Source organism: Pseudomonas azotoformans (assembly GCF_001579805.1).
GTDB lineage: Bacteria > Pseudomonadota > Gammaproteobacteria > Pseudomonadales > Pseudomonadaceae > Aquipseudomonas > Aquipseudomonas azotoformans_A.
The window spans coordinates 170379-193223 of record NZ_CP014546.1 but is presented as its reverse complement, the minus strand read 5'-3'; the positions used below and the strand labels follow the sequence as shown (position 1 = coordinate 193223).

The following is a 22845-nucleotide window of genomic DNA, read 5'->3' as shown; positions in this document are numbered from 1 at the left end:
TGAAGCTTGAAGCCCAAACCGAAGGTTTGCCCCTATGCGTTATATCAGCACCCGCGGCCAGGCACCGGCCCTGAATTTCGAAGACGTTTTGCTGGCAGGCCTTGCCACTGACGGCGGCCTGTACGTGCCGGAAAACCTGCCACGCTTCACCCAGGAAGAAATCGCTTCCTGGGCCGGCCTGCCGTACCACGAGCTGGCGTTCCGCGTGATGCGCCCGTTCGTCACCGGCAGCATTCCGGATGCGGATTTCAAGAAGATTCTGGAAGAGACCTATGGCGTGTTTTCCCACAACGCCATCGCACCGCTGCGCCAACTGAACGGTAACGAATGGGTACTGGAACTGTTCCACGGCCCAACCCTGGCGTTCAAGGATTTCGCCCTGCAACTGCTGGGTCGCCTGCTCGATTACGTGCTGGAGAAGCGCGGCGAGCGCGTGGTGATCATCGGCGCCACCTCCGGTGACACCGGTTCGGCCGCCATCGAAGGGTGCAAGCACTGCGAAAACGTGGACATCTTCATCCTGCACCCGCACAAGCGCGTATCGGAAGTGCAGCGTCGCCAGATGACCACCATCTTTGGTGAGAACATCCACAACATCGCCATAGAAGGCAACTTCGATGACTGCCAGGAAATGGTCAAGAACAGCTTCGCTGACCAGAGCTTCCTGAAGGGCACGCGCCTCGTAGCGGTGAACTCGATCAACTGGGCGCGGATCATGGCCCAGATCGTCTACTACTTCCACGCGTCCCTGCAGTTGGGCGGCCCGGCGCGTTCGGTATCGTTCTCGGTGCCGACCGGCAACTTCGGCGACATCTTCGCCGGTTACCTGGCGCGCAACATGGGCCTGCCGATCAACCAGTTGATCGTCGCCACCAACCGCAACGACATCCTGCACCGCTTCATGAGCGGCAACCAGTACGTCAAGGAAACCCTGCACGCCACGCTGTCGCCGTCCATGGACATCATGGTCTCGTCGAACTTCGAGCGCCTGCTGTTCGACATGCACGGTCGCAACGGCGCAGCCATTGCTGGCTTGATGGACACCTTCAAAAGCGGTGGCGGTTTCAGCGTTGACGAAGAGCGCTGGACCGAAACCCGCAAGCTGTTCGATTCCCTGGCCGTTGACGATGCACAGACCTGCGAAACCATCGCTGAAGTCTACGCCCAGACCGGTGAGTTGCTCGACCCGCACACTGCCATCGGTGTGAAGGCCGCCCGCGAATGCCGTCGCAGCCTGGACATCCCGATGGTGATCCTGGGCACTGCCCATCCGGTCAAATTCCCGGAAGCGGTGGAGAAGGCGGGTGTGGGCAAGGCGCTGGAATTGCCAGTGCACCTGACCGATTTGTTTGAGCGTGAAGAGCGTTGCACTGTGCTGGCCAATGACTTGAAGGCTGTGCAGGCGTTTGTGAGCCAGCATGGCAACCGGGGCAAGCCGTTGTAAGGCGCACCGCGCAGACAAAAACGCCGCTTTCCCTTCCTTGGGTCAGCGGCGTTTTTTTGTATCTGGCAGGCCCGGTTGGCTCAAACCACTAATGTGATTATTTTTTGTACGATGGCTAATACCGTGCCGAATACCGTGAACATGGCCATGACCACAGCCAACGGGTACCAGAAGTTCTCACGGGTTATCTTGTGAGCTTCGGCATTGAGTTTGCGTTGCTCGGCATAGATGCGTGAAATATCAGCGTGAATCTTCTCTAGCGCAGCCTGTTCTCTGTTGTGTTCCAACATTGTCTTCATCCTTCGCAATAAGGGCCTTTTGACATGCGCTTTTATCTGCGTAGCAGCATTACCAGCGCTCACCGAGTATAGGATTCACTTCGGGTCTCAGCCCTCGGCCAACCCCAAAACAGCCGCCCATTGCGTAAGCAGTTATGTGCCGCCGTTTTTTCCCTGTCATGTTGCAAGCGCATGCTGGAATCCGTCACCCCCTGACGGCCCCATAAAGACGATAAAGCGAACTTTCCTACGTCACAAACAGTCACTTAGGATAGATGCAGCTCCCGTTGAAACGATTGTTCCCGAACTATTGAGTGGTGATCGAGATGGAAAGTATCAGCCTATTGCTCGAAGAAGCACTGAGCCCTTATCAGGTTACGCTGACCACCTCTGGTGTGCAGGACGAGTGCCTGGTAACCGTGAAGAATCCTGCTGGCGCCATCGTGGTCGAACGTGAAGTCGACCGCGCCCAATTGATGGACAAGCGCGTGCTGGTGGATGTGGTGGACTGTCTGCTACGCGACATTAAAATCGCTGAGGGGCGCCTGGAGCCCTCGGTCATCGCGGCCTTGCGCAACGCAGCCCAGACCCGCAGCGCCACCGCCGCATGAAGAATTGTTTAACTGTGGAAACTTCCTACAACGTGGCCGGTCAGATTTCGTAACAGCAAGAGCAAACATTGTGCTCCGGTGTTTGTGCCTTGTTGTACTGGTCTTTGTAGGCCACGTTTAACCCCGAAGTGTCTCCCCACGCTTCGGGGTTTCTTTTTGCCCGCGATTTGTCACGGCTCCTTCGAATCCTGGAAAAAGCTTGGGTTATCGCGCAGATACTGTTCGCGCATGACCGGGTCCAGCCATGAGGCGTAGGACTGCTGTACCTGCTCCTGTGGGATCTCGTGCAATACCTGGTTGATCCGCTCGATGGCCTGGCGTCCCTGAGGCGTGTCCGAACAGCCGATGTGCGTGTGTTGGTAAGGTGCCGAGCCTTGGATGGGGTAAAAGATCAGGTCGTCCGAGGCGATACCCTGTTGCATCGCGTGATAGCGGATTTCCGGCCAATAACCCAACACCGCCTCAAGCCTGCCCAGGCGCTGCATCTGCAACAGGCTACCCAGGGCGTCGTTACCGTAATGCAGTGCGAGCTTGTGCGCATCGGCGTGCTTGAGCCGTTCATCGATGACAGGCCCGTAGCTGCGCTCTGCGATGGCACCCACCCGGGTTTTGTGGGCATCAAGGAACGCCTGCAGGTCAAACTGGCCTTGCGTGATGTAGGGCGCCATGGCTTCTTGCTGGTTACGCCGCACCGTGACGCCATTGCTGGCGACCACAAATGCCTGGCTGGAAAAGACGACGTATCTGGCCCGCTCGGCCGTCCACAGCAATGAGGGGTCACAGGTGAACGTGGGCTCACGCAGCATTTGCATGCCCCGCGCGCGATTGACGTGCAGCACCTGGTGCCGATATTCCGGCAGGCGTTGGATGAGTATCGGCAGCAACTGATCCAGCGCGCCCTGGCCTTTGCTTGGGCCTTCGAAAATGGTCAGTGGTGGCAAGTCGCGCAATAACCAGATCAGCGTGTCTTCGGCGCTGGCGGTCGGGCCCCAGGCGAGCATGACGCTGAGGAAAAGCTGGGCAAGCCTGCGGACCATCAGATCGCGCCTGCCTCACGTAAACGCGCAATCGCGGCAGCGTCGTAACCCAGCCCGCCCAGCACCACACTGTTATGTTCACCCAACTGCGGCCCAACCCACTCGCAGCTGCCCGGCGTGTCCGACAGCTTGGGCACGATGCCGGGCATCTTGAAGTCCTTGCCGCCAGGCAACTTGGCCTTGAGGAACATCTCCCTGGCCAGGAATTGCGGGTCGCCGAGCATGTCCTCGGCGCTGTAGATGCGGCTGGCGGGTACTTCGGCCTTATTCAGGATCTCTACCACCTGATCCAGCGGTAGCGAATTCACCCAGCGATCAATCACGCCGTACAGTTCATCACGGCGGCTATCGCGCCCGTCATTGCTGGCAAGTGCAGGGTCGTTGGCCAAATCCTCACGGCCAATGGCGGACATGAAGCGCTTGAAAATCGCATCGCCGTTGGCGCCAATCTGCACATGCTTGCCATCGGCGCTGGTGTGGATCGAGGAGGGCGTGATACCGGGCATGATGTTGCCGGTGCGTTCACGGATGAAGCCAAACACGTCGAACTCCGGGATCATGCTTTCCATCATGGCGAAGATGGCTTCGTACAGCGCCACATCCACCACTTGTCCCAGGCCGCCGTTGACTTCGCGATGACGCAGCGCCATCAGCGCACCAATCACCGCCCACAGCGCGGCGATCGAGTCACCGATGGAAATGCCGGTGCGGACCGGCGGGCGGTCTTCAAAGCCGGTGATGTAGCGCAGGCCGCCCATGGATTCGCCCACGGCGCCAAACCCTGGCTGGTCTTTCATCGGCCCGGTCTGGCCAAAGCCGGAGAGGCGCACCATCACCAGCTTGGGGTTGAGGGCGTGCAGGGTTTCCCAGCTCAGGCCGAGTTTCTCCAGCACGCCGGGGCGGAAATTCTCGATCAGGATGTCGGCGTCGGCCAGCAACTGCTTGAGGATGACCAGGCCGTCCGGGTGCTTGAGGTTCAGCGTCAGCGACTGCTTGTTGCGCGCCTGCACGAACCACCACAGCGACGTGCCCTCGTACAGCTTGCGCCATTTGCGCAGGGGGTCGCCGCCGTCGGGCGATTCGACCTTGATCACCTCAGCGCCGAATTCCGCGCAGATACGTGAGGCAAATGGGCCGGCGATCAGGGTGCCGAGTTCGATGACTTTCAGTCCGGCAAGCGGTTTGGCGTTGAACGGCATGAGGATCCTTGTCTGCGCAAGAGCGGTAATGTGATGCCTTTTAACATAGGCGGGCAGGCCAGGGATAAGGATGATGCAGCGCACGATTCGTTGAATGACCCCGCCATCGGTTAGACTGGCCGCCTTTCCCTGTCTCTAGAAGCCCGTTCATGGCCCAGCCGTCCACGACCTACAAATTCGAACTCAACCTCACCGACCTTGATCGCTCGGTGTACGAGAGTGTCAAACAGACCATCGCCCGCCATCCGTCGGAAACGGAAGAGCGCATGACTGTGCGCCTGCTGGCCTACGCCCTCTGGTACAACGAGCAGCTGTCGTTCGGGCGCGGACTGTCAGATGTAGACGAGCCAGCCCTGTGGGAAAAAAGCCTGGATGATCGGGTTCTGCACTGGATCGAAGTCGGCCAGCCCGATGCCGACCGCCTCACCTGGTGCTCGCGTCGCACCGAGCGCACCAGCCTGCTGGCCTACGGCAGCTTGCGCGTGTGGGAAGGCAAGGTCGTGCCGGTGGCGAACAACCTGAAAAACGTACACATCGCCGCCGTGCCCCAGGAAGTCCTCGAGACCCTGGCCAAGGACATGCCACGCGTCATCAAGTGGGACGTGATGATCAGCGAAGGCACGATGTTCGTCACCGACGACCGTGGCCAGCATGAAGTGCAGTTGCAGTGGTTGGTCGGCGAACGCGGTTGAAGAGTGGCAGCGTCAAGCGGCAAGCATTTAGCTGCAAGCTTGAAGCTTGAAGCTTGAAGCTTGAAGCCAACAATTCCTTTAATAGAGAACTCCCCAGCTTCCCATGCGTATCGATCCTCGCCCGTTACCCGCCGTCCTGCCGTTTCTCGGTGAATTGCCACCGCTGTTGACCCGTCTCTACGCCGCGCGCGGGGTGCAGTCCGAGGCTGAGCTGGATAAAAGCCTGGCGCGGTTGATTCCCTACCAGCAGCTAAAGGGAATCGACGCGGCGGTGGACTTGCTGGTGACCGCGCTGGAGCAGCGCCAGCGCATCCTTATCGTGGGTGACTTTGACGCCGATGGCGCCACGGCCAGCACCGTGGGCACCCTGGGCCTGCGTTTGCTCGGTGCGGCCCATGTTGACTACCTGGTGCCCAATCGTTTCGAGTACGGCTATGGCCTGACCCCGGAAATCGTTGCAGTCGCCCTGCAGCGTGAGCCGCAATTGCTGATCACTGTGGACAACGGCATTTCCAGCGTCGAAGGCGTGGCGGCGGCGAAAGCGGCGGGGTTGCAGGTGCTGGTGACGGACCACCACTTGCCCGGCGATGAGTTGCCGGCGGCGGATGCCATCGTCAACCCGAACCAGCCTGGCTGCGAATTCCCGAGCAAAGCACTGGCCGGTGTCGGCGTGATCTTTTATGTGCTGATGGCCCTGCGCGCGCGCCTGCGCAGCTTGGGCTGGTACGAGAATAAGCCTCAGCCCAACATTGGTGAATTGCTCGACCTGGTTGCCCTGGGCAGCGTCGCCGACGTGGTGCCCCTGGACGCCAACAACCGCATCCTGGTGCATCAAGGCCTTGAGCGTATCCGCGCCGGTCGTGCGCGGCCGGGGATCAAGGCGATCCTGGAAGTGGCCAAGCGCGATGCCACGCGTATCACCTCCACCGATCTAGGATTTATCCTCGGGCCACGCCTGAACGCTGCCGGTCGCCTGGATGACATGAGCCTGGGTATCGAATGCCTGCTCACCACCGACGTTGCCGCGGCGCGGGAAATGGCCGCGCAACTGGACGGCATGAACCAGGACCGCAAATCCATCGAGCAAGGCATGCAGCGCGAGGCCCTGGCCCAGCTCAAGGACTTGCCGGTGGAGTCGATGCCTTACGGCTTGTGCCTGTTCGACCCGGAATGGCACCAAGGCGTGATCGGGATTCTCGCGTCGCGTATGAAAGAACGTTACTTTCGCCCGACCATCGCCTTCGCCGACGCCGGTGATGGCTTGCTCAAGGGCTCAGGGCGCTCTGTGCAGGGGTTTCATATCCGTGATGCGCTGGCGGTGGTTGCGAGCCAGCATCCCAACCTGATCGCCAAGTACGGCGGCCACGCCATGGCGGCGGGGCTGACGTTGCCCGAAGAAAACTTCCCGCTGTTTGCCGAAGCCTTTGATGCTGAAGTGCGTCGCCAATTGCGTGAAGAAGACCTGACCGGTCGGCTGCTGTCGGACGGCACCCTGGCGGTGGAAGAATTTCACCTGGAACTGGCCCGCGCGTTGCGACATGCCGGGCCGTGGGGGCAGCACTTTCCCGAGCCGGTCTTTCACGGTGTATTCCAGTTGGTGGAGCAGCGTGTGGTGGGTGAGCGGCACCTGAAGGTGGTGCTCAAGACTGAATGCGGGTCAGTGAAACTCGATGGCATTGCCTTTGGGGTGGACCGTGAGGTCTGGCCGAACCCGACCGTGCGTTGGGTGGAATTGGCGTACAAGCTGGATGTGAACGAGTTTCGTGGGAATGAGACTGTGCAGCTGATGATTGCCCACATCGAACCTCGCTAAATCTCAGCGGTTTTTTTGTGGTGAGCGGGCTTGTTGTGGTGAGCGGGCTTGCCCCGCGTTGGGTGGCGAAGCCGCCCTGATAAAAACGCCGCATTCTGTCAGGCAGAATGCGGCGTTTGGTTTTAGGGCCGCTGCGCAGCCCAGCGCGGGGCAAGCCCGCTAACTACATTGGGGGAGGCTATTCGGCTTTGGCCTGGTGTTTGACGATGATATCCACCAACCGCTTGGCCAGCGCCGGGTAGTTCTCATCGAAGTGATGCCCGCCTGGCAACTTCAGCGCTTCACCCACGGCCGTCTTATCCGTGCAACCGCTCTCGTCGACCTCTTCCGCACCGTAGATGCACACCACTTTCTCAGGTGGCAGCTTGGCCATTTCTGGACCAGTGGCGGCTTCTTTACCGGCGTTGCCCAACCAGCCTTCCACTTCAATCTCGAAGCTGCCCGTGCGCGCAAACGCCAGAAGGATGATTGCGTCCACACGCTGCTGCTCGTTTTCCGGCATACGGTTGTAGATGGCCGGCAACACATCGGCGCCGAACGAATAACCGGTCAATACGAAGCGCTTGGTGCCCCATTTCTGACGGTAGTGCTGCATCAGTTCGGTGAGGTCCTTGGCGCTTTGTTCCGGGGTCTTGTGCTGCCAGTAGTAGCGCAGGGTGTCGATACCCACCACCGGGTAGCCGATCTTGGCCATCTCACCGGCCACGTCACGGTCCAGGTCACGCCAGCCGCCATCACCGGAGAGGAACAGGGTGACGGTATCTTTCGCTTGGCCGGCCGGGACTTCAACCACCGGAATCGCCAGGCCGCCGTTGTCCGAACCCACCAGTTGCTTGCGCAACTCGTTATTCAGCACTTGCGGGTAGTGAATGTCATAGTCGCTGATGCTGGTGGTGGCACGCGGAGTGTCGCGTACGAAACTGGCAGCATCATCCTCAGGGTTGTCGTTCCAGGCCACCAGCCAATTGCCGTGGGCGGCCGTTTTCGGCAGCGGGTCCTTGCAACCTTCCTGGGTCATGGCGAAACCGACGGAGATGGCGTTGGCCTTGTCGTCGATCTGAGCGGCCAGCCAGCGCCATGCCAGGCTTGCACCAGGGCCGATACCGCTGACCAGCGTCGCGGGGCCCTTGAGCTGACCCAGGGCGCTTTGCAGCGCTTGTTCCTGCAGCTTGCAGTCGTCCTTGGGCAGGATCACCTGGACAATCTGCGCCTTGCCGCCTTGGCTCAAGGCAATCAGTTGGCTGTCGGTCAGCACATCGGCAGCCATCACGGCCACGGCCACGCGGGCTTTCGGCGTGCCGTACGGGGTGACGCGGGTCATCACCGAGCCATCGGCCTGGGGCAATTGCTCCAGGGTCGGCTGCGGGGCAGGGCGGTTCCAGTACCAATAGCCGCCACCCAGGACCAGGGTGAGCAGCACTACAAAGGCCAATACATACCGCCAGGAGCGTCGAATCATCAGCGTTTCACCAATCCAGTCAAGCCGCCCGCGATCAGGGCGGCGGTATCGGCCAGTGCCACCAGCGGATCAAGTCCTGCGGGCACGGCCATGTAACGGGGTTCCCAGTCAGGCTGGAACTTGTCTTTGAAGCGGCGCAAACCTTGGAAGTTATACAGTTGCTCGCCACGACGGAACACCATCGAACCCAGGCGTTGGGTCAACGGGGCGCCGCGTCGCGGTTGCAGGCCCGACAACGGCACCATGCCGAGGCTGAAGCGGGCGTAGCCGTGACTCTTATAGTGTTGAATCAGGCCGACCATCATGAACTCCATGGTCAGCTTGGGCGCATCCGGGTGGGCGCGCATCAGGTCGAGACTGGCCAGGTCGTGGTTGTAGGTCTCGAGCAGGTTGGCGAAGGCCACCGGGCGCCCTTCGAAGCGAATGATCGCAATACGAAAGTGCTTGAGGTAGTCGTCGCTGAAACGTCCCAGGGAAAAGCCTTTTTCCCGCACGTTTTTGCCGGTCAGCCAGGCATCGGAGATCACCTTGAGCTCGTCCATCGGCGCGGTGCCCGGCTCGCAGATCTCCAGGGACAGGCCGTCTCGCGAGCCACGGTTCCAGGTGTAGCGCAGGTCCTTCATCTCTTTGCCCTTGGCTTCCAGGTCAAAGCGTTTCAGGTCGACACGGGCTTCTTCGCCCAGCTTGATGGCGGTGAGGCCGATGTCCATGTAGTACGGCAGGTTCTCGGCGCGGACCTGGTAGAACACCGGGCGCGCGTGGTGGATGTCGCACAGGTCACGGAACTGCCAGATCATCTCGGCCCGCGGCTGGGTCGGGCCGATCGGGTCGTACAACGCTACCAGGCTACGGCCGCGACGGGCATACATCAGGAACGCTTCATCATTGGGGTGGAACAGCAGCGCCTTGTCACCGGTAAGCGCCAGGCCACCGTCGGGCTGGGACGAGGCCATCAGGATCTTACTGGCGCGCTCCAGTTCGTCGGGTGTCGGCAGGTGGATCACCGGGCGGGCGGTGCGCAGCAGCCAGGTCAGCGACACAACCACCAGCACCACAGCGGCACCCAACAGCGAACGCAGGCCGCGTGGGGCGTTGGCGTCGAGGGTGAACTGCCACCACAGCTGATGGCTGTAAGGCACGTCTTGATAGGCGAACAGCAACAGCCAGATCGAAGCGCCCAGCACGCAGACACTGGCCACCAGGTACAGCGGCGAGAAGGGCAGTTCGGTCAGGCGGCTGGCGCGATAAAACGAGCGTCGGAAGATCGCCAGCAGGATCGCGGTCATGGTCATCAGGCTGGCTTCTTCCCAGTCGAAACCCTTGAGCAGCGAGAGCAGGGCGCCGACCAACAGCAGCACCATGGTCAGCATCCAGGCGGCCGATAAGCGTCGGCGCAGGCCCTGGGCCAGCAACAGGCACAGCACGCCGATCAGGCTGGCGCCAAAGTGCGAGGCGTCAATCAGGCGGTGGGGAATCAGGAAGCCGATGTTTTCCAGGCGTGAGTCGATTTCGGGCGTGGCGCCAGAGAACAGCAGGACCACGCCGGACAAAAAAACCAGTACGGCCAGCACTGGCGCGGCCAGCCCAGAGGCAACCCGCAGGCTTTGCTGGGTCTGGAACAGTCGCTGCGCTTCGTTGACCAACAGGAACACGCAGGCAATCAACAGCGGCAGCACCACATAGATCATGCGATACAGCAGCAGGGCGGCGGCCAATGGCGCGGCACCCAGTTTGTCGGCGAAGGCCGCCAGCAGGATCGCTTCGAATACGCCCACGCCGCCCGGGACATGGCTGAGTACACCGGCAGCCAAGGCCAACAGGTAAACAAGCAGGAAAGGACCGAACGGTGGCGCTTCCGGCAGCAGCATATAAAGAACAGTGGCGGCAGCGGCCACGTCCAGCGCGGTAATGATCAGTTGCAGGAAGGTCAGGCGGCGACCCGGCAGGCGCAAGGTACGACGACCGGCTTTTACCAACAGGTTATCCGGGTAGGGTTGTTCCGGCAGGCGACGGCGATAAATGCCGATGCACAACACTGCCGACAACAACAGCACCGCGCCAGCAATACCGCCCAGTACGGCCTGTGGCAAATGCAGGTAGGTCGATGCGGCGGGCAGGTTGCTCAATGTCGCCAATGCAGCCAGCGGCGGCAGTGCAGTGCCGAGCGCCAGGCTGGCGAACACTGTCATGTGGGCGACTTCCGAAGCCCCGATGCCATGGCGTGCATATAAACGGTAACGCACCGAACCGCCGGAGAGCATCGACAGGCCAATCGCATTGCCGATGGCAAACGCGGTAAAGCCACCCAAGGCCAGGGTTTTGGCGGGCAGGTTCACGCCCGCGTAGCGCGCACCGGAAAATTCGTAGCCCAATAGAATGACGAAACCGGCCACGGCCGCCGCAAACGCGCCGAGCAGGGCGGGCTTGGGCACTTCCAGGATCGAATCGTGGAGGGCGTAGAGGTCCAGTTCCAGCAGCAGGTGGCGGCAGGCGATCAGGGCGATGGCGAACAACAATAGAGTGACGGCCAGCCCGATGGGTTGCCGGTACTTGCTCACCAGATCCAGCCAACGCAAACGGGTGGGTGTGATCGGTTGTTCTGCTGTGACAGTGTCTTGTGGTTCAGACGAGTTGGCGCGCATCAATCACCTCGTGGATTGTGCGCGACAGGATGGAGGTATCCAGCCAAGTTACCAATCCCTATGGACAAAATAATTACAAATATTAACGCGTATCACCGGGTGCGGCGACTGCGGCCATTGGTCGTAGAGGGTAGCGCTTGAGCATTGAGCATAGCTTGCAATGAGATGGACTCTACAAACCGCGTGCGGTTTCATGAAAGATGCCATGCCATTGTTTCAGAAGAACTTTTTCACCGGATACAAAAAAGGCCACTCTTTCGAGTAGCCTTTTTTGATGTTTGGTTGCGGGAGCCGGATTTGAACCGACGACCTTCGGGTTATGAGCCCGACGAGCTACCAGACTGCTCCATCCCGCGTCTGTGGGCGGCATTCTACAGCCCAACGGCGGGGTGTCAACCGTTAATGGGCTCATGGGTCAAATAAGTGTGAATTTGTCGTTACACGTTGACCAAGGACGGTAAGTGCGCGACGAGTAAAGATTTTTTTGTCTTACAATTTTCGTACAGGAAGGAAAAACGAGCAGACACAAAAAAGGCCACTCTTTCGAGTAGCCTTTTTTGATGTTTGGTTGCGGGAGCCGGATTTGAACCGACGACCTTCGGGTTATGAGCCCGACGAGCTACCAGACTGCTCCATCCCGCGTCTGTGTGTCGGCATTCTACAGAGGAACGCGGGTGTGTCAACCCGTGAATCGAAGAAAAGCGCTTGTGGTTCAATCGGTTAGCTCTCCAACAAGGCCTCTTGATACCCCGCCAGCCCAGTCTGGCCGAGGGTTTCAGCTCTATCAGCAAGCCAAATTCGATTGAGAAAATAAATTCATCTGGGATTTTTCCTACCGCTCAAGCGGAAGAATCAAACTACTGGTGCTATATACAGGTGTGAATGCGATACTGGCCACCCGTAGGTACACACCCCGTTTATATGACGCAGCGCAAAATCATCCACGTCGACTGTGATTGCTTCTACGCCGCCATCGAGATGCGCGATGACCCGAGCCTGGCGCAAAAACCGCTGGCGGTAGGTGGCTCGGCCGACCGACGGGGGGTGATCGCCACTTGCAACTACGAGGCGCGGGCCTATGGCGTGCGCTCGGCCATGTCGTCACGCCACGCCTTGAAGCTGTGCCCGGACCTGACCATCGTCAAGCCGCGTATGGATGCTTATAAAGAAGCGTCGAAGGAAATCCAGACGATCTTTCGCGACTACACCGACCTGATCGAGCCGTTGTCGCTGGATGAAGCCTATCTGGACGTGTCCGACAGCCCACATTTCGGCGGCAGTGCCACGCGCATCGCCCAGGATATTCGCCGGCGTGTCTCCAACCAGTTGCACATTACCGTGTCCGCCGGCGTGGCGCCGAACAAGTTCCTGGCCAAGATCGCCAGCGACTGGAAGAAGCCCAACGGACTCTTTGTGATCACCCCCGACCAGGTCGAAGACTTCGTCTCGCAATTGCGCGTGAGCAAGTTGCACGGCGTAGGCAAGGTCACGGCGGACAAGCTGGCGCGCCTGGGGATCGAAGACTGCCTGCAGTTGCGCGAGTGGAACAAGCTGGCGCTGGTGCGCGAATTCGGCAGTTTTGGCGAGCGGCTGTGGAGCCTGGCCCGTGGGATCGATGACCGCGTGGTGCAGAACGACAGTCGCCGCCAGTCGATCAGTGTGGAAAATACCTACGACGTGGATTTACCGGACCTCTCAAGCTGCCTGGCCAAGCTCCCTGAACTGATGGAAACCCTGGCCGGACGCATGGCGCGCATCGACAGCAGTTATCGCGCGGGCAAGCCGTTCGTTAAGGTGAAGTTTCATGACTTTACCCAGACCACCTTGGAGCAGGCGGGGGCAGGGCGGGATCTGGAGAGTTATCAACAGCTGCTGACGCAGGCGTTCAATCGCGGCGGGAAGCCGGTGCGGTTGCTGGGGATTGGGGTACGGTTGCTGGACCTGAGTGGTGGCAATGAACAGCTGGAGCTGTTCAGCCACTAATCATTTTCAGCGAGCCCCGGGATCCGCCACCAACCGCCCCGCATCCTTGGTCAGCGCTTGCAGGAATTCCTGCTGCAACTCGGGATCATTGCGGGTCAGTTCGATCAGGCTTTGTTCCAGCTCGCTGGCTTCTTCTTCCAGGCCCAGCTCAGACAGGCGCTTGACGCGGTGCACCCACTGGCTGACTTCGTCGTCTTCCAGGTCGTCGTAGATCAGGCCGTGGGCTTCCAGCAGCTTGTTGCGCAAGGTGCTGCTGACCGCCAGCGTGGAGTCCGAATGCACGTCGTCCTGGCCATCTTCCACGCTGATCTTCAAGGTCGTGACGCGGTTCAGGTCCTGCTCGGCAAACGGGCTGTCCAACAGGTTCAGGCGCAGTACGCCGTTACGGTCAGTGGTCAGCTCATGGACCTGCTTGCCGGCGGTGACTTGCACCGGGCGTTCGCTCCAGGGCAGGCTCGAATACTCCACACGCTTGTCGCGCTGGACTTCATCGATCCCCGCCAGGTTCTGTTGCGCACGGCCGTGGGACTGCACGTTCATGAACGGGTTGAGGCCGTCCACGCCGTAAGTCAGCCAGTCACGCGTCACGCTGGTCGGCAGGTTGCCAAGGGCGAAGACGTTCACCACATTGGCGCCCGCGCCGGCCACCAGGGCTACGGCACCCAACGGCATCTCATAGAGTTTGCGCCAGGGCTGGTAGGGCGTGTAGCGGTCGTAACGACGGGTGACTTCGAACTCGGTGACCTCAAAGGTCTTCTGCTCGTGAATACGGACCCGGCGTTGCGGCAGCTCCAGCACTTTGGGTTCGCCTACATCGATCTGCAGGCTGTGGTCGAGCAACTTACGCTCGACCCGCTCCTCGTGCTCACTGCGTTGCGACATCTGGTTGGCGCAGCCGCTGACCAGCAGGGCACCGCACAAGGCGGCGCCCCCCAGGGCTCTGGTGTTTCGCTTGAACATGACTTCTCTTGATCTGGTTTTCAGCGACGAATACGCGCCTGAAGGAAAGACAGCACGTCAGCCACCGGCAACGGTTGGGCTTCGGCTTCGGTCCGGCTCTTGTATTCCAGATTGCCATCGGCCAGGCCGCGGTCACTGACCACGATCCGGTGCGGGATGCCAATCAGTTCCATGTCGGCGAACTTGATGCCTGGGCTGGTTTTCTTGTCCCGGTCATCCAGCAGCACTTCAAAACCGGCGGCCGTCAGTTCGGCATACAGTTTGTCGGTGGCTTCGCGTACTTGCTCGGTTTCATAACGCAGCGGTACCAGGGCGATCTGGAACGGCGCCAGAGTGTCACTCCAGATGATGCCGTTCGCGTCGTTGTTCTGCTCGATGGCAGCGGCCACCACGCGGGAAACGCCAATACCGTAGCAACCCATTTCCAGGATCACTGGCTTGCCGTTCTCGCCCAGCACTTTGCAGTTCATCGCCTGGCTGTACTTGTTACCCAGCTGGAAGATGTGCCCGACTTCGATACCGCGCTTGATTTCCAGGGTGCCCTTGCCATCCGGGCTTGGGTCACCGGCCACGACGTTACGCAGGTCGGCCACGGTCGGAACCGGCAGGTCACGCTCCCAGTTCACGCCGAAGTAGTGCTTGTCATCGATGTTCGCGCCGATGCCGAAGTCGCTCATCAGCTCGACCGAACGGTCGATGATGATTGGCAGCGGCAGGTTCAGCGGACCGAGCGAACCCGCGCCGGCGCCAATGGCGTCACGCAGTTCGGCGTCGGTAGCCATGACCAGCGGGCTGGCCACGCCAGGTTGCTGGGCGGCCTTGATTTCGTTGAGTTCGTGATCGCCACGGATCACCAGGGCGATCAGCTTGCCTTCTTCTTCGGCGCGCACGATCAGGGTCTTGATGGTTTTTTCAATCGGCAGATTGAATTTTTCCACCAGGGCCGCGATGGTCTTGGTCTCTGGCGTATCCACCAGGCGCAGCTCTTCAGCCGGTGCTGGGCGGGAGGTTTCCCGTGGCACGGCTTCGGCTTTCTCGATGTTTGCCGCGTAGTCGGAGCCGTTGCTGAACACGATGTCGTCTTCGCCGGACTCGGCCAGCACGTGGAATTCGTGGGAGCCGGCGCCGCCGATGGAGCCGTTGTCCGCTTCAACCGGGCGGAATTTCAGGCCCAGGCGCGTGAACACGTTGCAATAGGCCTGGTGCATGCGGTCGTAGGTGACCTGCAGCGATGCCTGGTCGGCGTGGAACGAATACGCGTCCTTCATGATGAATTCACGGCCGCGCATCAAACCGAAGCGTGGGCGGATTTCGTCACGGAATTTGGTCTGGATCTGATACAGGTTCAGCGGCAGCTGCTTGTAGCTGCTCAGCTCGTTGCGCATCAGGTCGGTGATCACTTCTTCGTGGGTCGGGCCGGCGCAGAAATCGCGGCCATGACGATCCTTGAAGCGCAGCAACTCAGGGCCGTACTCTTCCCAGCGCCCGGATTCCTGCCACAGTTCAGCCGGTTGGGTGCTCGGCATCAACACTTCCAGAGAGCCGGCAGCGTTCATTTCTTCACGAACGATGGCTTCGACCTTGCGCATCACCTTCAAGCCCATGGGCAGCCAGGTGTACAGGCCGGAGGCCAGTTTGCGGATCATGCCGGCGCGCAGCATCAGCTGATGGCTGATCACGACCGCGTCGGAAGGCGTTTCTTTCTGTGTGGCGAGCAAATATTGACTGGTACGCATGGTAGGCCGTTGTCGGTTGCTTGGACTTGAAATGACTCTGGATTGTACGGGCGCCGGCTGCTGGAGTACAGGCATCAGAATGCAGAGGGGTCTGTGGGAGCGGGCTTGCTCGCGAATGCGTAGGATCAGTCAACATCTCCAGCGACTGACACACCGCATTCGCGAGCAAGCCCGCTCCCACAGGTCAGTCTTCTGCCTGGGGAGCCAACTTCGCCCGCCGATTCTCCTGAAACCAATGCAGCGCAATCAGCACCAGCGTCGGCACACCCAGCATGCAGGTGATCAGGAAGAAGTTGTGATAGCCGAACTTCTCCACCATCACCCCCGAATACCCACCGATCAGGCGCGGCAACAGCAGCATGATCGAGCTGAGCAACGCATATTGGGTGGCGGAGAACTTCAGGTTGGTCAGGCTCGAAAGGTAGGCCACGAATGCCGAGGTCGCCAGCCCTGAGCTGAAGTTATCCAGGGAAATGGTGAAGATCAGCATCTGCAGGTCCGGGCCCATGTCGGCGAGCATCACGAACAACAGGTTGGTGCCGGCCGAGGCTACGCCGCCAATGAACAGGATCGGCAGGATGCCGAAACGCACGATCAGCAGGCCGCCCATGCCGGCGCCGACCAGGGTCATGATCAGGCCGAAGATCTTGCTGACCCCGGCGATCTGGTCCTTGGTAAAGCCCTGGTCGATGTAGAACACGTTGGCCATCACGCCCATTACAGTGTCGGACATGCGGTAGGTGGCGATCAGTCCCAGCAGCAACAACGCCTGCCAGCGGTAGCGCAGGATGAAGTCGTTGACCGGCGTCAGCACCGGCGCCAGGCCACGCCGACCCATGGCCGAGAGGCACAGGGAGGTCAGGGTGATATAGAGGATGGCGCGCAGGAACGCGCGGTCTTCCATGAGCAAGTCCCACAGGCTCATGCCGTGGAACAGCACGCTTTCGAAATCGGTGTTGAACAGCTGGGTAAACATCGCCGGCACTGACACCAGCAACACGATCAGTACGAACACCGATGCCAGCTGATGCACGAAGCTGTAACGTCCGGCCTGCAACTGGGTACGCAGTGGCACATTGGGTTCGCGCATGAACAGGGTGGTCAGCAGCGCCGGGATCATCAATAAGCCGAACAGCACATAGGTGCCGGTCCAAGCCGAGTGTTTATAGTTGAAACCGGTAGAGCCGAAACCTTCTGCAAAAAACAGTGCACCCGCTGTGGCGAGCAGGGCGGCGATGCGATAACCGGACATGTAACTGGCGGCCAACGCAGCTTGGCGGCTGTCGTCGGCGATTTCCAGTCGATAGGCGTCGACGGCGATGTCCTGGGTGGCGGACGCAAAGGCGACGATGACAGCGATAGCGATCAGCCAGGACAAGTGTTTCTGCGGGTCGCAAAAACCCATGCCGATCAATCCGAGGATCACCAGCGACTGGGCCAGCACCAGCCAGGAACGACGGCGTCCGAGTTTGCCGAGCAGCGGCAGGCGCCACTGGTCGAGCAGCGGCGACCACACCCATTTAAAGGCATACGCCAAACCGATCAGGCTCGCATAGCCGATGGTCTCGCGGGCCACACCGGCTTCACGCAACCACACTGAAAGCGTCGAGAACACCAACATGTAAGGCAGGCCGGCGGCAAAGCCGAGCAACAACAGGACTAACGTCGAGGGGCTGGCATAGGCGGCGAGCGCGGCGCGCCAGGTTTTACGGGGCATGGGCTGGAGTCTGCCTCAGATTTGCGGAAACAAAGCGCGCACTCTAACCGCTGTGCTCTACCGGGCGCCAGCCATGGCGCTGAATATCAACGCGATTGTTCAGGATATTGACACCTTCATCGCGCAAACGCGCCCGCTGCTCGTCACCCGAAGCACTGCCCACCGGCAGACTTATCCGACCACCGGCACCCAGCACGCGGTGCCAGGGCAGCTTGGTGTCTTCGGGGAGTTGGCTGAGGGTGCGTCCCACCCAACGCGCCGCACGGCCGAGGCCCGCCAAGTGAGCCAGCTCGCCGTAGCTCACCACGCAGCCTGCGGGCACTTGGGCCAGGGTCAGGTAGAGCACGGTGCGGCGCATTTCGGCGGGGCTTTGTGGCGTTTCGGGGGGCTGATTCACGGTGGGCATATCCATTGATACCGACGGCACAATTGTAGGAAAGGTCTGTAAGTGTGTTGATGAGAATTGAACTCAACTTAAATCCTTGAGTCAGTCCTAGCTATCTAACACGATAATCGCCCCTTTTCGCCAACCTTGAGCTCCCGATCCGCTTATGTTGTCCAGAACCCTGCTGTGCCTCGCTGTTTTCAGCGCCTCCACGCCCTTGCTCGCCGATACCGTCTGGTTGAAGAACGGTGACCGCCTGACCGGCAAGATCAAGGTCTTCGACGGTGGCAAGCTGCTGATCCAGACCGATTACGCCGGCGCCATCCCGGTGGACTGGAAGCAGGTGAAAACCCTGGAGAGCGACCAGGAGCTGCTGGTCAAGCAGGACGCCTACACCGGCGAGAAGGCCAAGTCGCTGAAAGCAGCGGATGACGGCAAGGTGGTGCTGGCCAACGGTGAAGCGCCCAAGACTGTCGATTTGGCAAGCATCCAACAGATCATCAAGCCCAAGCCGGTGATCGAAGACCTGGTGTGGAAAGGCAACGTGGACATGGCGCTGGACTATAAACGCGCCGACAAAGACACCAACGACTACGACATCGACTTCAAGACCACCGCCCGCCATGGCCAATGGCGTCACACCGGACAGGGCGAGTACAACCGTGAGTTCCAGGATGATGTCACCACCACCGACAACTGGGCCCTGGAATACGACCTCGACCGCTTCCTGACCGAGCATTGGTTCTGGCAGGGCCGCTTGACCTACAAGCGCGACAAGGTTGAAGACCTGTCCCGCCAACGCACCGTCGGCACCGGCCCCGGCTATCAGTTCTGGGACGATGAACTCGGCGCGTTCTCCCTGGGCTCGCTGGTCAACCGCACCGACTATGAATACGCCGACGGCGGCAAGGACAACTTCTATTCCCTGGCCATGAAGTGGAACTACAACCGCTACCTGGTGGGCAAGACCGTCGAGTTCTTCACCAACGGCGAAGTGGGCAAGCCTATCGGCGGCCCGGCCGAATACTCGCTGGATGCAGAAATGGGCCTGCGCTACAAAGTCACCGAGTGGGCTTCGCTCAACCTCAAGGCCGAGCGCGATATCATCAGTGGCGACTCCGACAGCAGCTTGAGCAAGACCCGTTACACCGCAGGCTTCGGCGTAGCCTGGTAACACGGGCGAACAAAACCTGCTTGGCAACCTTTGCCGATAATGATTACCTTGCGTTGAGATTCATTCCCATAGGCCCCATAGGCCATGGGCGACTGATTATCCGAGGAGTCATACGTTGAGCGCACAGGTTGCCAAGAACGCCCGAGAGCTGTTGCTCAAGGAATACCGTGGGGCTCTCTCCACACTGTCCAAAGCCATGCCTGGCTTCCCCTTCGGTTCGGTCGTGCCGTATTGCCTGGATGAGCAGGGCCGCCCGCTGATCCTGATCAGCCGCATTGCCCAGCACACCCACAACCTGCAGAAAGACCCCAAGTGCTCGCTGCTGGTGGGTGAGCGCGAGGCGGATGACGTGCAGGCCGTCGGGCGCCTGACCTACCTGGCCGAAGCCGAAAAACTGGAGGAGGGCGCTGCCATCGAGGCGGCTGCCGAGCGTTACTACCGCTATTTCCCCGATTCAGCCAACTATCACAAGGCCCACGATTTTGACTTCTGGGTACTCAAGCCGGTGCGTCACCGTTACATCGGCGGCTTTGGCGCGATTCATTGGGTCGACCAACTGACATTGGCCAACCCGTTCGCGGGCAAGGCCGAGCGCAGCATGATCGAACACATGAACAGCGATCACACCAAGGCCATTGCCCATTACGTCGACCTCACCGGCCTGCCGACGTCCGAGCCTGCCCAGTTGGCCGGCATCGACAGCGAAGGCATGCACTTGCGTATAGGCCAATCCTTATATTGGTTGCCGTTTGCGGAGTCTTGCAACACGCCGACACAAGTACGCGAAGCCCTGGTTTCATTGGCTCACGCCCAGGTCTGGCCGAAAAAAGAAGCCGCTGACGCTTGAATTCACGAAACGGCGACGTCATCTAAGGTGGACTGGCAAGGCATTCTTGCGTTGAGGAACCATTTGATGCGCCCTTTTTTGTTGCTCTTTCTGCTGTTCCCGGTGTTGGAGCTGTTCGTATTCGTTCAAGTCAGCAGTGCGATCGGCTTTTTCCCGGCCCTGTTGCTGATCATTCTCGGCTCGATGCTCGGCGTCCTGGTGCTGCGCGTCGCCGGCCTGGCCACGGCGCTGCGTGCCCGTGAAAGCCTGAATCGCGGCGAACTGCCCGCCCAGACCATGCTCGAAGGCCTGATGATGGCCCTGGCCGGTGGCCTGTTGATCCTGCCGGGTTTCATCAGCGACGTGGTGGGCCTGGTGATGTTGCTGCCGTTCACCCGCAAACTGCTGGCCGGCAAGATGCGCCAGCGCGCCGAAGAGGCTGCGGTTCGCCAGCGTGCGTTCGCCGACGACCTGCAACCCCGTGGCGGTCCGGCTCCGCGCCAGCCGCTGGGGCGTGAAGGCGATGTGATCGAAGGCGAGTTCGAACACCGCGACAGTAAATAACCGCTTCACTGGCACGGCACCTCTGGGTGCCGTGTTGCTTTGAGCCGTCGGCACACGCAAAAAAATTACGCCGAGGCCCCTTGTAATAAGCTTATGCGCCCTTATGTAACGGTCACCGCAAGGTTTCTGGTGGCGACACCAGACAGACTTCCGCGTCTTGCTTGGCGAGGCGCGACCGGCTCAGCCGGAATACAACCCGCCGGTATTGACACCGGCCGATGAAAAACACAATTAGGAGAGATCGACAATGAGCAAGCTTCGTCCTCTGCACGACCGCGTCGTAATCCGTCGTAGCGAAGAAGAAAAGAAAACCGCTGGCGGTATCGTTCTGCCAGGTTCGGCTGCTGAAAAAGCCAACCACGGTGTGATCGTCGCTGCGGGTCCAGGCAAAACCCTGGAAAACGGTGAAGTGCGTGCTCTGGCCGTTAAAGTCGGTGACAAGGTTGTATTCGGCCCTTACTCCGGCAGCAACACTGTGAAAGTTGACGGCGAAGACCTGCTGGTCATGGCTGAGAACGAGATTCTCGCCGTACTGGAAGCGTAATTTTCCCGCTCATTTTCCCGTTACTCCAAAGTATTTAAGGATTATCGATCATGGCTGCTAAAGAAGTTAAATTCGGCGATTCCGCCCGCAAGAAAATGCTCACCGGTGTCAACATCCTGGCTGACGCAGTAAAAGCGACCTTGGGCCCGAAAGGCCGTAACGTGATCATCGAGAAGAGCTTCGGCGCTCCGACCATCACCAAGGACGGCGTTTCCGTAGCCAAAGAAATCGAACTGGAAGACCGTTTCGAAAACATGGGCGCACAGCTGGTCAAAGACGTTGCCTCCCGTGCCAACGATGATGCAGGCGACGGTACTACCACCGCTACCGTTCTGGCTCAGTCGATCGTCAACGAAGGCCTGAAAGCCGTCGCTGCCGGCATGAACCCGATGGACCTGAAGCGCGGCATCGACAAGGCGACCATCGCTGTTGTTGCCGAGCTGAAAAACCTGTCCAAGCCTTGCGCTGACACCAAGGCTATCGCTCAGGTAGGCACCATCTCCGCCAACTCCGACAGCTCCATCGGCGACATCATTGCCGAAGCCATGGAAAAAGTCGGCAAAGAAGGCGTGATCACTGTTGAAGAAGGCACTGGCCTGGAAAACGAACTGTCGGTTGTAGAAGGCATGCAGTTCGACCGTGGCTACCTGTCCCCGTACTTCGTCAACAAGCCAGAAACCATGGTTGCCGAGCTGGAAAGCCCGCTGATCCTGCTGGTCGACAAAAAGATCTCCAACATCCGCGAAATGCTGCCAGTACTGGAAGCCGTTGCCAAAGCCGGCCGCCCACTGCTGATCGTTTCCGAAGACGTTGAAGGCGAAGCCCTGGCGACGCTGGTAGTGAACAACATGCGTGGCATCGTGAAGGTTGCAGCCGTCAAGGCGCCAGGCTTCGGCGACCGTCGCAAGGCTATGCTGCAGGACATCGCTGTTCTGACTGGCGGTACCGTTATCTCCGAAGAGATCGGCCTGAGCCTGGAAAGCGCCACCCTGGAAAACCTGGGCAGTGCCAAGCGCGTGACCATCTCCAAAGAAAACACCATCATCGTTGACGGTGCTGGCGTAGAGCAGGACATCCAGGCTCGCATCACCCAGATCCGCGCCCAGGTTGCCGAGACTTCGTCCGACTACGACCGTGAAAAACTGCAAGAGCGCCTGGCCAAACTGTCCGGCGGCGTAGCAGTGATCAAGGTTGGCGCGGGTTCCGAAGTTGAAATGAAAGAGAAGAAAGCCCGCGTTGAAGACGCCCTGCACGCTACCCGTGCAGCCGTTGAAGAAGGCGTGGTACCTGGCGGTGGCGTTGCGCTGATCCGTGCTCTGGAAGCTCTGGTTGACCTCAAAGGCGACAATGCTGACCAGAACGTCGGTATCGCAGTTCTGCGTCGCGCCGTTGAATCCCCACTGCGCCAGATCGCTTCCAACAGCGGCGATGAGCCAAGTGTTGTGGTCAACGAAGTGAAGAACGGCAAAGGTAACTACGGTTACAACGCTGCCACCAGCGAATACGGCGACATGGTTGAGATGGGTATCCTGGACCCAACCAAAGTGACCCGTTCCGCGTTGCAGGCAGCTGCTTCGATCGCTGGTCTGCTGCTGACCACTGAAGTGGCCATCGCTGACAAGCCGAAGGCTGAAGGCTCGGCTGGCGGCGGTATGCCAGACATGGGCGGCATGGGTGGCATGGGCGGCATGATGTAAGCCAGCCTTACCCGGCTAACTGAAAAGCCCCGCCTGCAGTGATGCAGGCGGGGCTTTTTTATGGACGACTGTTACTCAACCAAT

At 60.0% G+C, this 22845-nt stretch carries 19 protein-coding genes and 2 tRNA genes; 10 read left to right on the top strand and 11 right to left on the bottom strand.

The genetic code is table 11. From position 1 onward, the window contains the following. Positions 1–34 precede the first annotated feature (34 nt). Entirely contained in the window at positions 35–1444 is a 1410-nt protein-coding gene (thrC, locus tag AYR47_RS00930; protein ID WP_033898581.1) for a threonine synthase, read from the top strand. Between the two features lie 80 nt (positions 1445–1524). Here the strand turns inward: thrC and AYR47_RS00925 are convergent, their stop codons facing one another. Then, positions 1525–1734 (bottom strand): hypothetical protein, encoded by a 210-nt coding sequence (locus AYR47_RS00925; protein WP_033898580.1) that lies wholly within the window; start codon positions 1732–1734, stop codon positions 1525–1527. 314 nt (positions 1735–2048) lie between these two features. On the opposite strand from AYR47_RS00925, the gene AYR47_RS00920 reads away from it, so the two are divergent. After that, entirely contained in the window at positions 2049–2333 is a 285-nt protein-coding gene (locus tag AYR47_RS00920; RefSeq protein ID WP_033898579.1) for a DUF3509 domain-containing protein, read from the top strand. Between the two features lie 170 nt (positions 2334–2503). Here AYR47_RS00920 and AYR47_RS00915 read toward each other — a convergent pair whose 3' ends face one another. Beyond that, positions 2504–3370 (bottom strand): TIGR02285 family protein, encoded by an 867-nt coding sequence (locus AYR47_RS00915; protein ID WP_061433957.1) that lies wholly within the window; start codon positions 3368–3370, stop codon positions 2504–2506. After that, on the bottom strand, positions 3370–4569 hold the full coding sequence (locus AYR47_RS00910) for a CaiB/BaiF CoA transferase family protein (protein ID WP_061433955.1): 1200 nt from the start codon (positions 4567–4569) through the stop codon (positions 3370–3372). The genes AYR47_RS00915 and AYR47_RS00910 overlap by 1 nt, the downstream gene beginning before the upstream one ends. A 149-nt stretch (positions 4570–4718) precedes the next feature. Between AYR47_RS00910 and AYR47_RS00905 the strand changes: the two genes are divergently transcribed. Next, the gene (locus AYR47_RS00905) at positions 4719–5261 is read left to right on the top strand and encodes a YaeQ family protein (protein ID WP_016977727.1); all 543 of its coding nucleotides are present in this window, start codon (positions 4719–4721) and stop codon (positions 5259–5261) included. Between the two features lie 103 nt (positions 5262–5364). Continuing rightward, the gene (gene recJ, locus AYR47_RS00900) at positions 5365–7074 is read left to right on the top strand and encodes a single-stranded-DNA-specific exonuclease RecJ (protein ID WP_061433953.1); all 1710 of its coding nucleotides are present in this window, start codon (positions 5365–5367) and stop codon (positions 7072–7074) included. 178 nt (positions 7075–7252) lie between these two features. Here recJ and AYR47_RS00895 read toward each other — a convergent pair whose 3' ends face one another. From AYR47_RS00895 to AYR47_RS00880, 4 genes are all read right to left on the bottom strand, one after another. Continuing rightward, positions 7253–8533: a virulence factor family protein gene (locus AYR47_RS00895; protein ID WP_061433951.1), complete on the bottom strand. Its 1281-nt coding sequence runs from the start codon at positions 8531–8533 to the stop codon at positions 7253–7255. Then, complete coding sequence (mprF, locus tag AYR47_RS00890) at positions 8533–11175, bottom strand: bifunctional lysylphosphatidylglycerol flippase/synthetase MprF (RefSeq protein ID WP_016977730.1); 2643 nt, start codon at positions 11173–11175, stop codon at positions 8533–8535. Before mprF ends, AYR47_RS00895 begins: the two co-directional genes overlap by 1 nt. Positions 11176–11454: 279 nt before the next feature. Further along, positions 11455–11531 (bottom strand) — tRNA-Met (locus tag AYR47_RS00885). A 209-nt stretch (positions 11532–11740) separates the two neighbouring features. Continuing rightward, positions 11741–11817: transfer RNA gene (locus AYR47_RS00880), tRNA-Met, on the bottom strand. Positions 11818–12096: 279 nt separating this feature from the next. On the opposite strand from AYR47_RS00880, the gene dinB reads away from it, so the two are divergent. Beyond that, positions 12097–13158, top strand: coding sequence for a DNA polymerase IV (gene dinB, locus AYR47_RS00875; RefSeq protein ID WP_033898570.1), 1062 nt, complete (start codon positions 12097–12099; stop codon positions 13156–13158). Between the two features lie 6 nt (positions 13159–13164). On the opposite strand, the gene AYR47_RS00870 is transcribed toward dinB, so the two are convergent. The 4 genes from AYR47_RS00870 to AYR47_RS00855 all read right to left on the bottom strand — a co-directional run bounded on the left by AYR47_RS00870 (position 13165) and on the right by AYR47_RS00855 (position 17977). Next, positions 13165–14118: a hypothetical protein gene (locus tag AYR47_RS00870; protein ID WP_061433949.1), complete on the bottom strand. Its 954-nt coding sequence runs from the start codon at positions 14116–14118 to the stop codon at positions 13165–13167. 20 nt (positions 14119–14138) lie between these two features. Further along, positions 14139–15854 carry a proline--tRNA ligase gene (locus AYR47_RS00865; protein ID WP_061433948.1) on the bottom strand — a complete coding sequence of 572 codons (1716 nt, stop codon included), beginning with the start codon at positions 15852–15854 and terminating at the stop codon, positions 14139–14141. Between the two features lie 184 nt (positions 15855–16038). Then, positions 16039–17571, bottom strand: coding sequence for an AmpG family muropeptide MFS transporter (locus AYR47_RS00860; protein ID WP_061433946.1), 1533 nt, complete (start codon positions 17569–17571; stop codon positions 16039–16041). Between the two features lie 43 nt (positions 17572–17614). Beyond that, on the bottom strand, positions 17615–17977 hold the full coding sequence (locus AYR47_RS00855) for an MGMT family protein (RefSeq protein ID WP_061433944.1): 363 nt from the start codon (positions 17975–17977) through the stop codon (positions 17615–17617). A 145-nt stretch (positions 17978–18122) separates the two neighbouring features. On the opposite strand from AYR47_RS00855, the gene AYR47_RS00850 reads away from it, so the two are divergent. The 5 genes from AYR47_RS00850 (at position 18123) to groL (ending at position 22761) form a co-directional block, all read left to right on the top strand. Then, positions 18123–19130 carry a DUF481 domain-containing protein gene (locus AYR47_RS00850; RefSeq protein WP_033898563.1) on the top strand — a complete coding sequence of 336 codons (1008 nt, stop codon included), beginning with the start codon at positions 18123–18125 and terminating at the stop codon, positions 19128–19130. Between the two features lie 115 nt (positions 19131–19245). After that, positions 19246–19977, top strand: coding sequence for a HugZ family pyridoxamine 5'-phosphate oxidase (locus AYR47_RS00845; protein ID WP_061433942.1), 732 nt, complete (start codon positions 19246–19248; stop codon positions 19975–19977). A gap of 66 nt (positions 19978–20043) precedes the next feature. Continuing rightward, entirely contained in the window at positions 20044–20520 is a 477-nt protein-coding gene (locus AYR47_RS00840; RefSeq protein ID WP_038848696.1) for an FxsA family protein, read from the top strand. 247 nt (positions 20521–20767) lie between these two features. Then, positions 20768–21064 carry a co-chaperone GroES gene (locus tag AYR47_RS00835; RefSeq protein ID WP_016975516.1) on the top strand — a complete coding sequence of 99 codons (297 nt, stop codon included), beginning with the start codon at positions 20768–20770 and terminating at the stop codon, positions 21062–21064. 50 nt (positions 21065–21114) lie between these two features. Next, positions 21115–22761 (top strand): chaperonin GroEL, encoded by a 1647-nt coding sequence (groL, locus tag AYR47_RS00830; RefSeq protein ID WP_016975515.1) that lies wholly within the window; start codon positions 21115–21117, stop codon positions 22759–22761. The last annotated feature ends 84 nt before the right edge of the window (positions 22762–22845 follow it).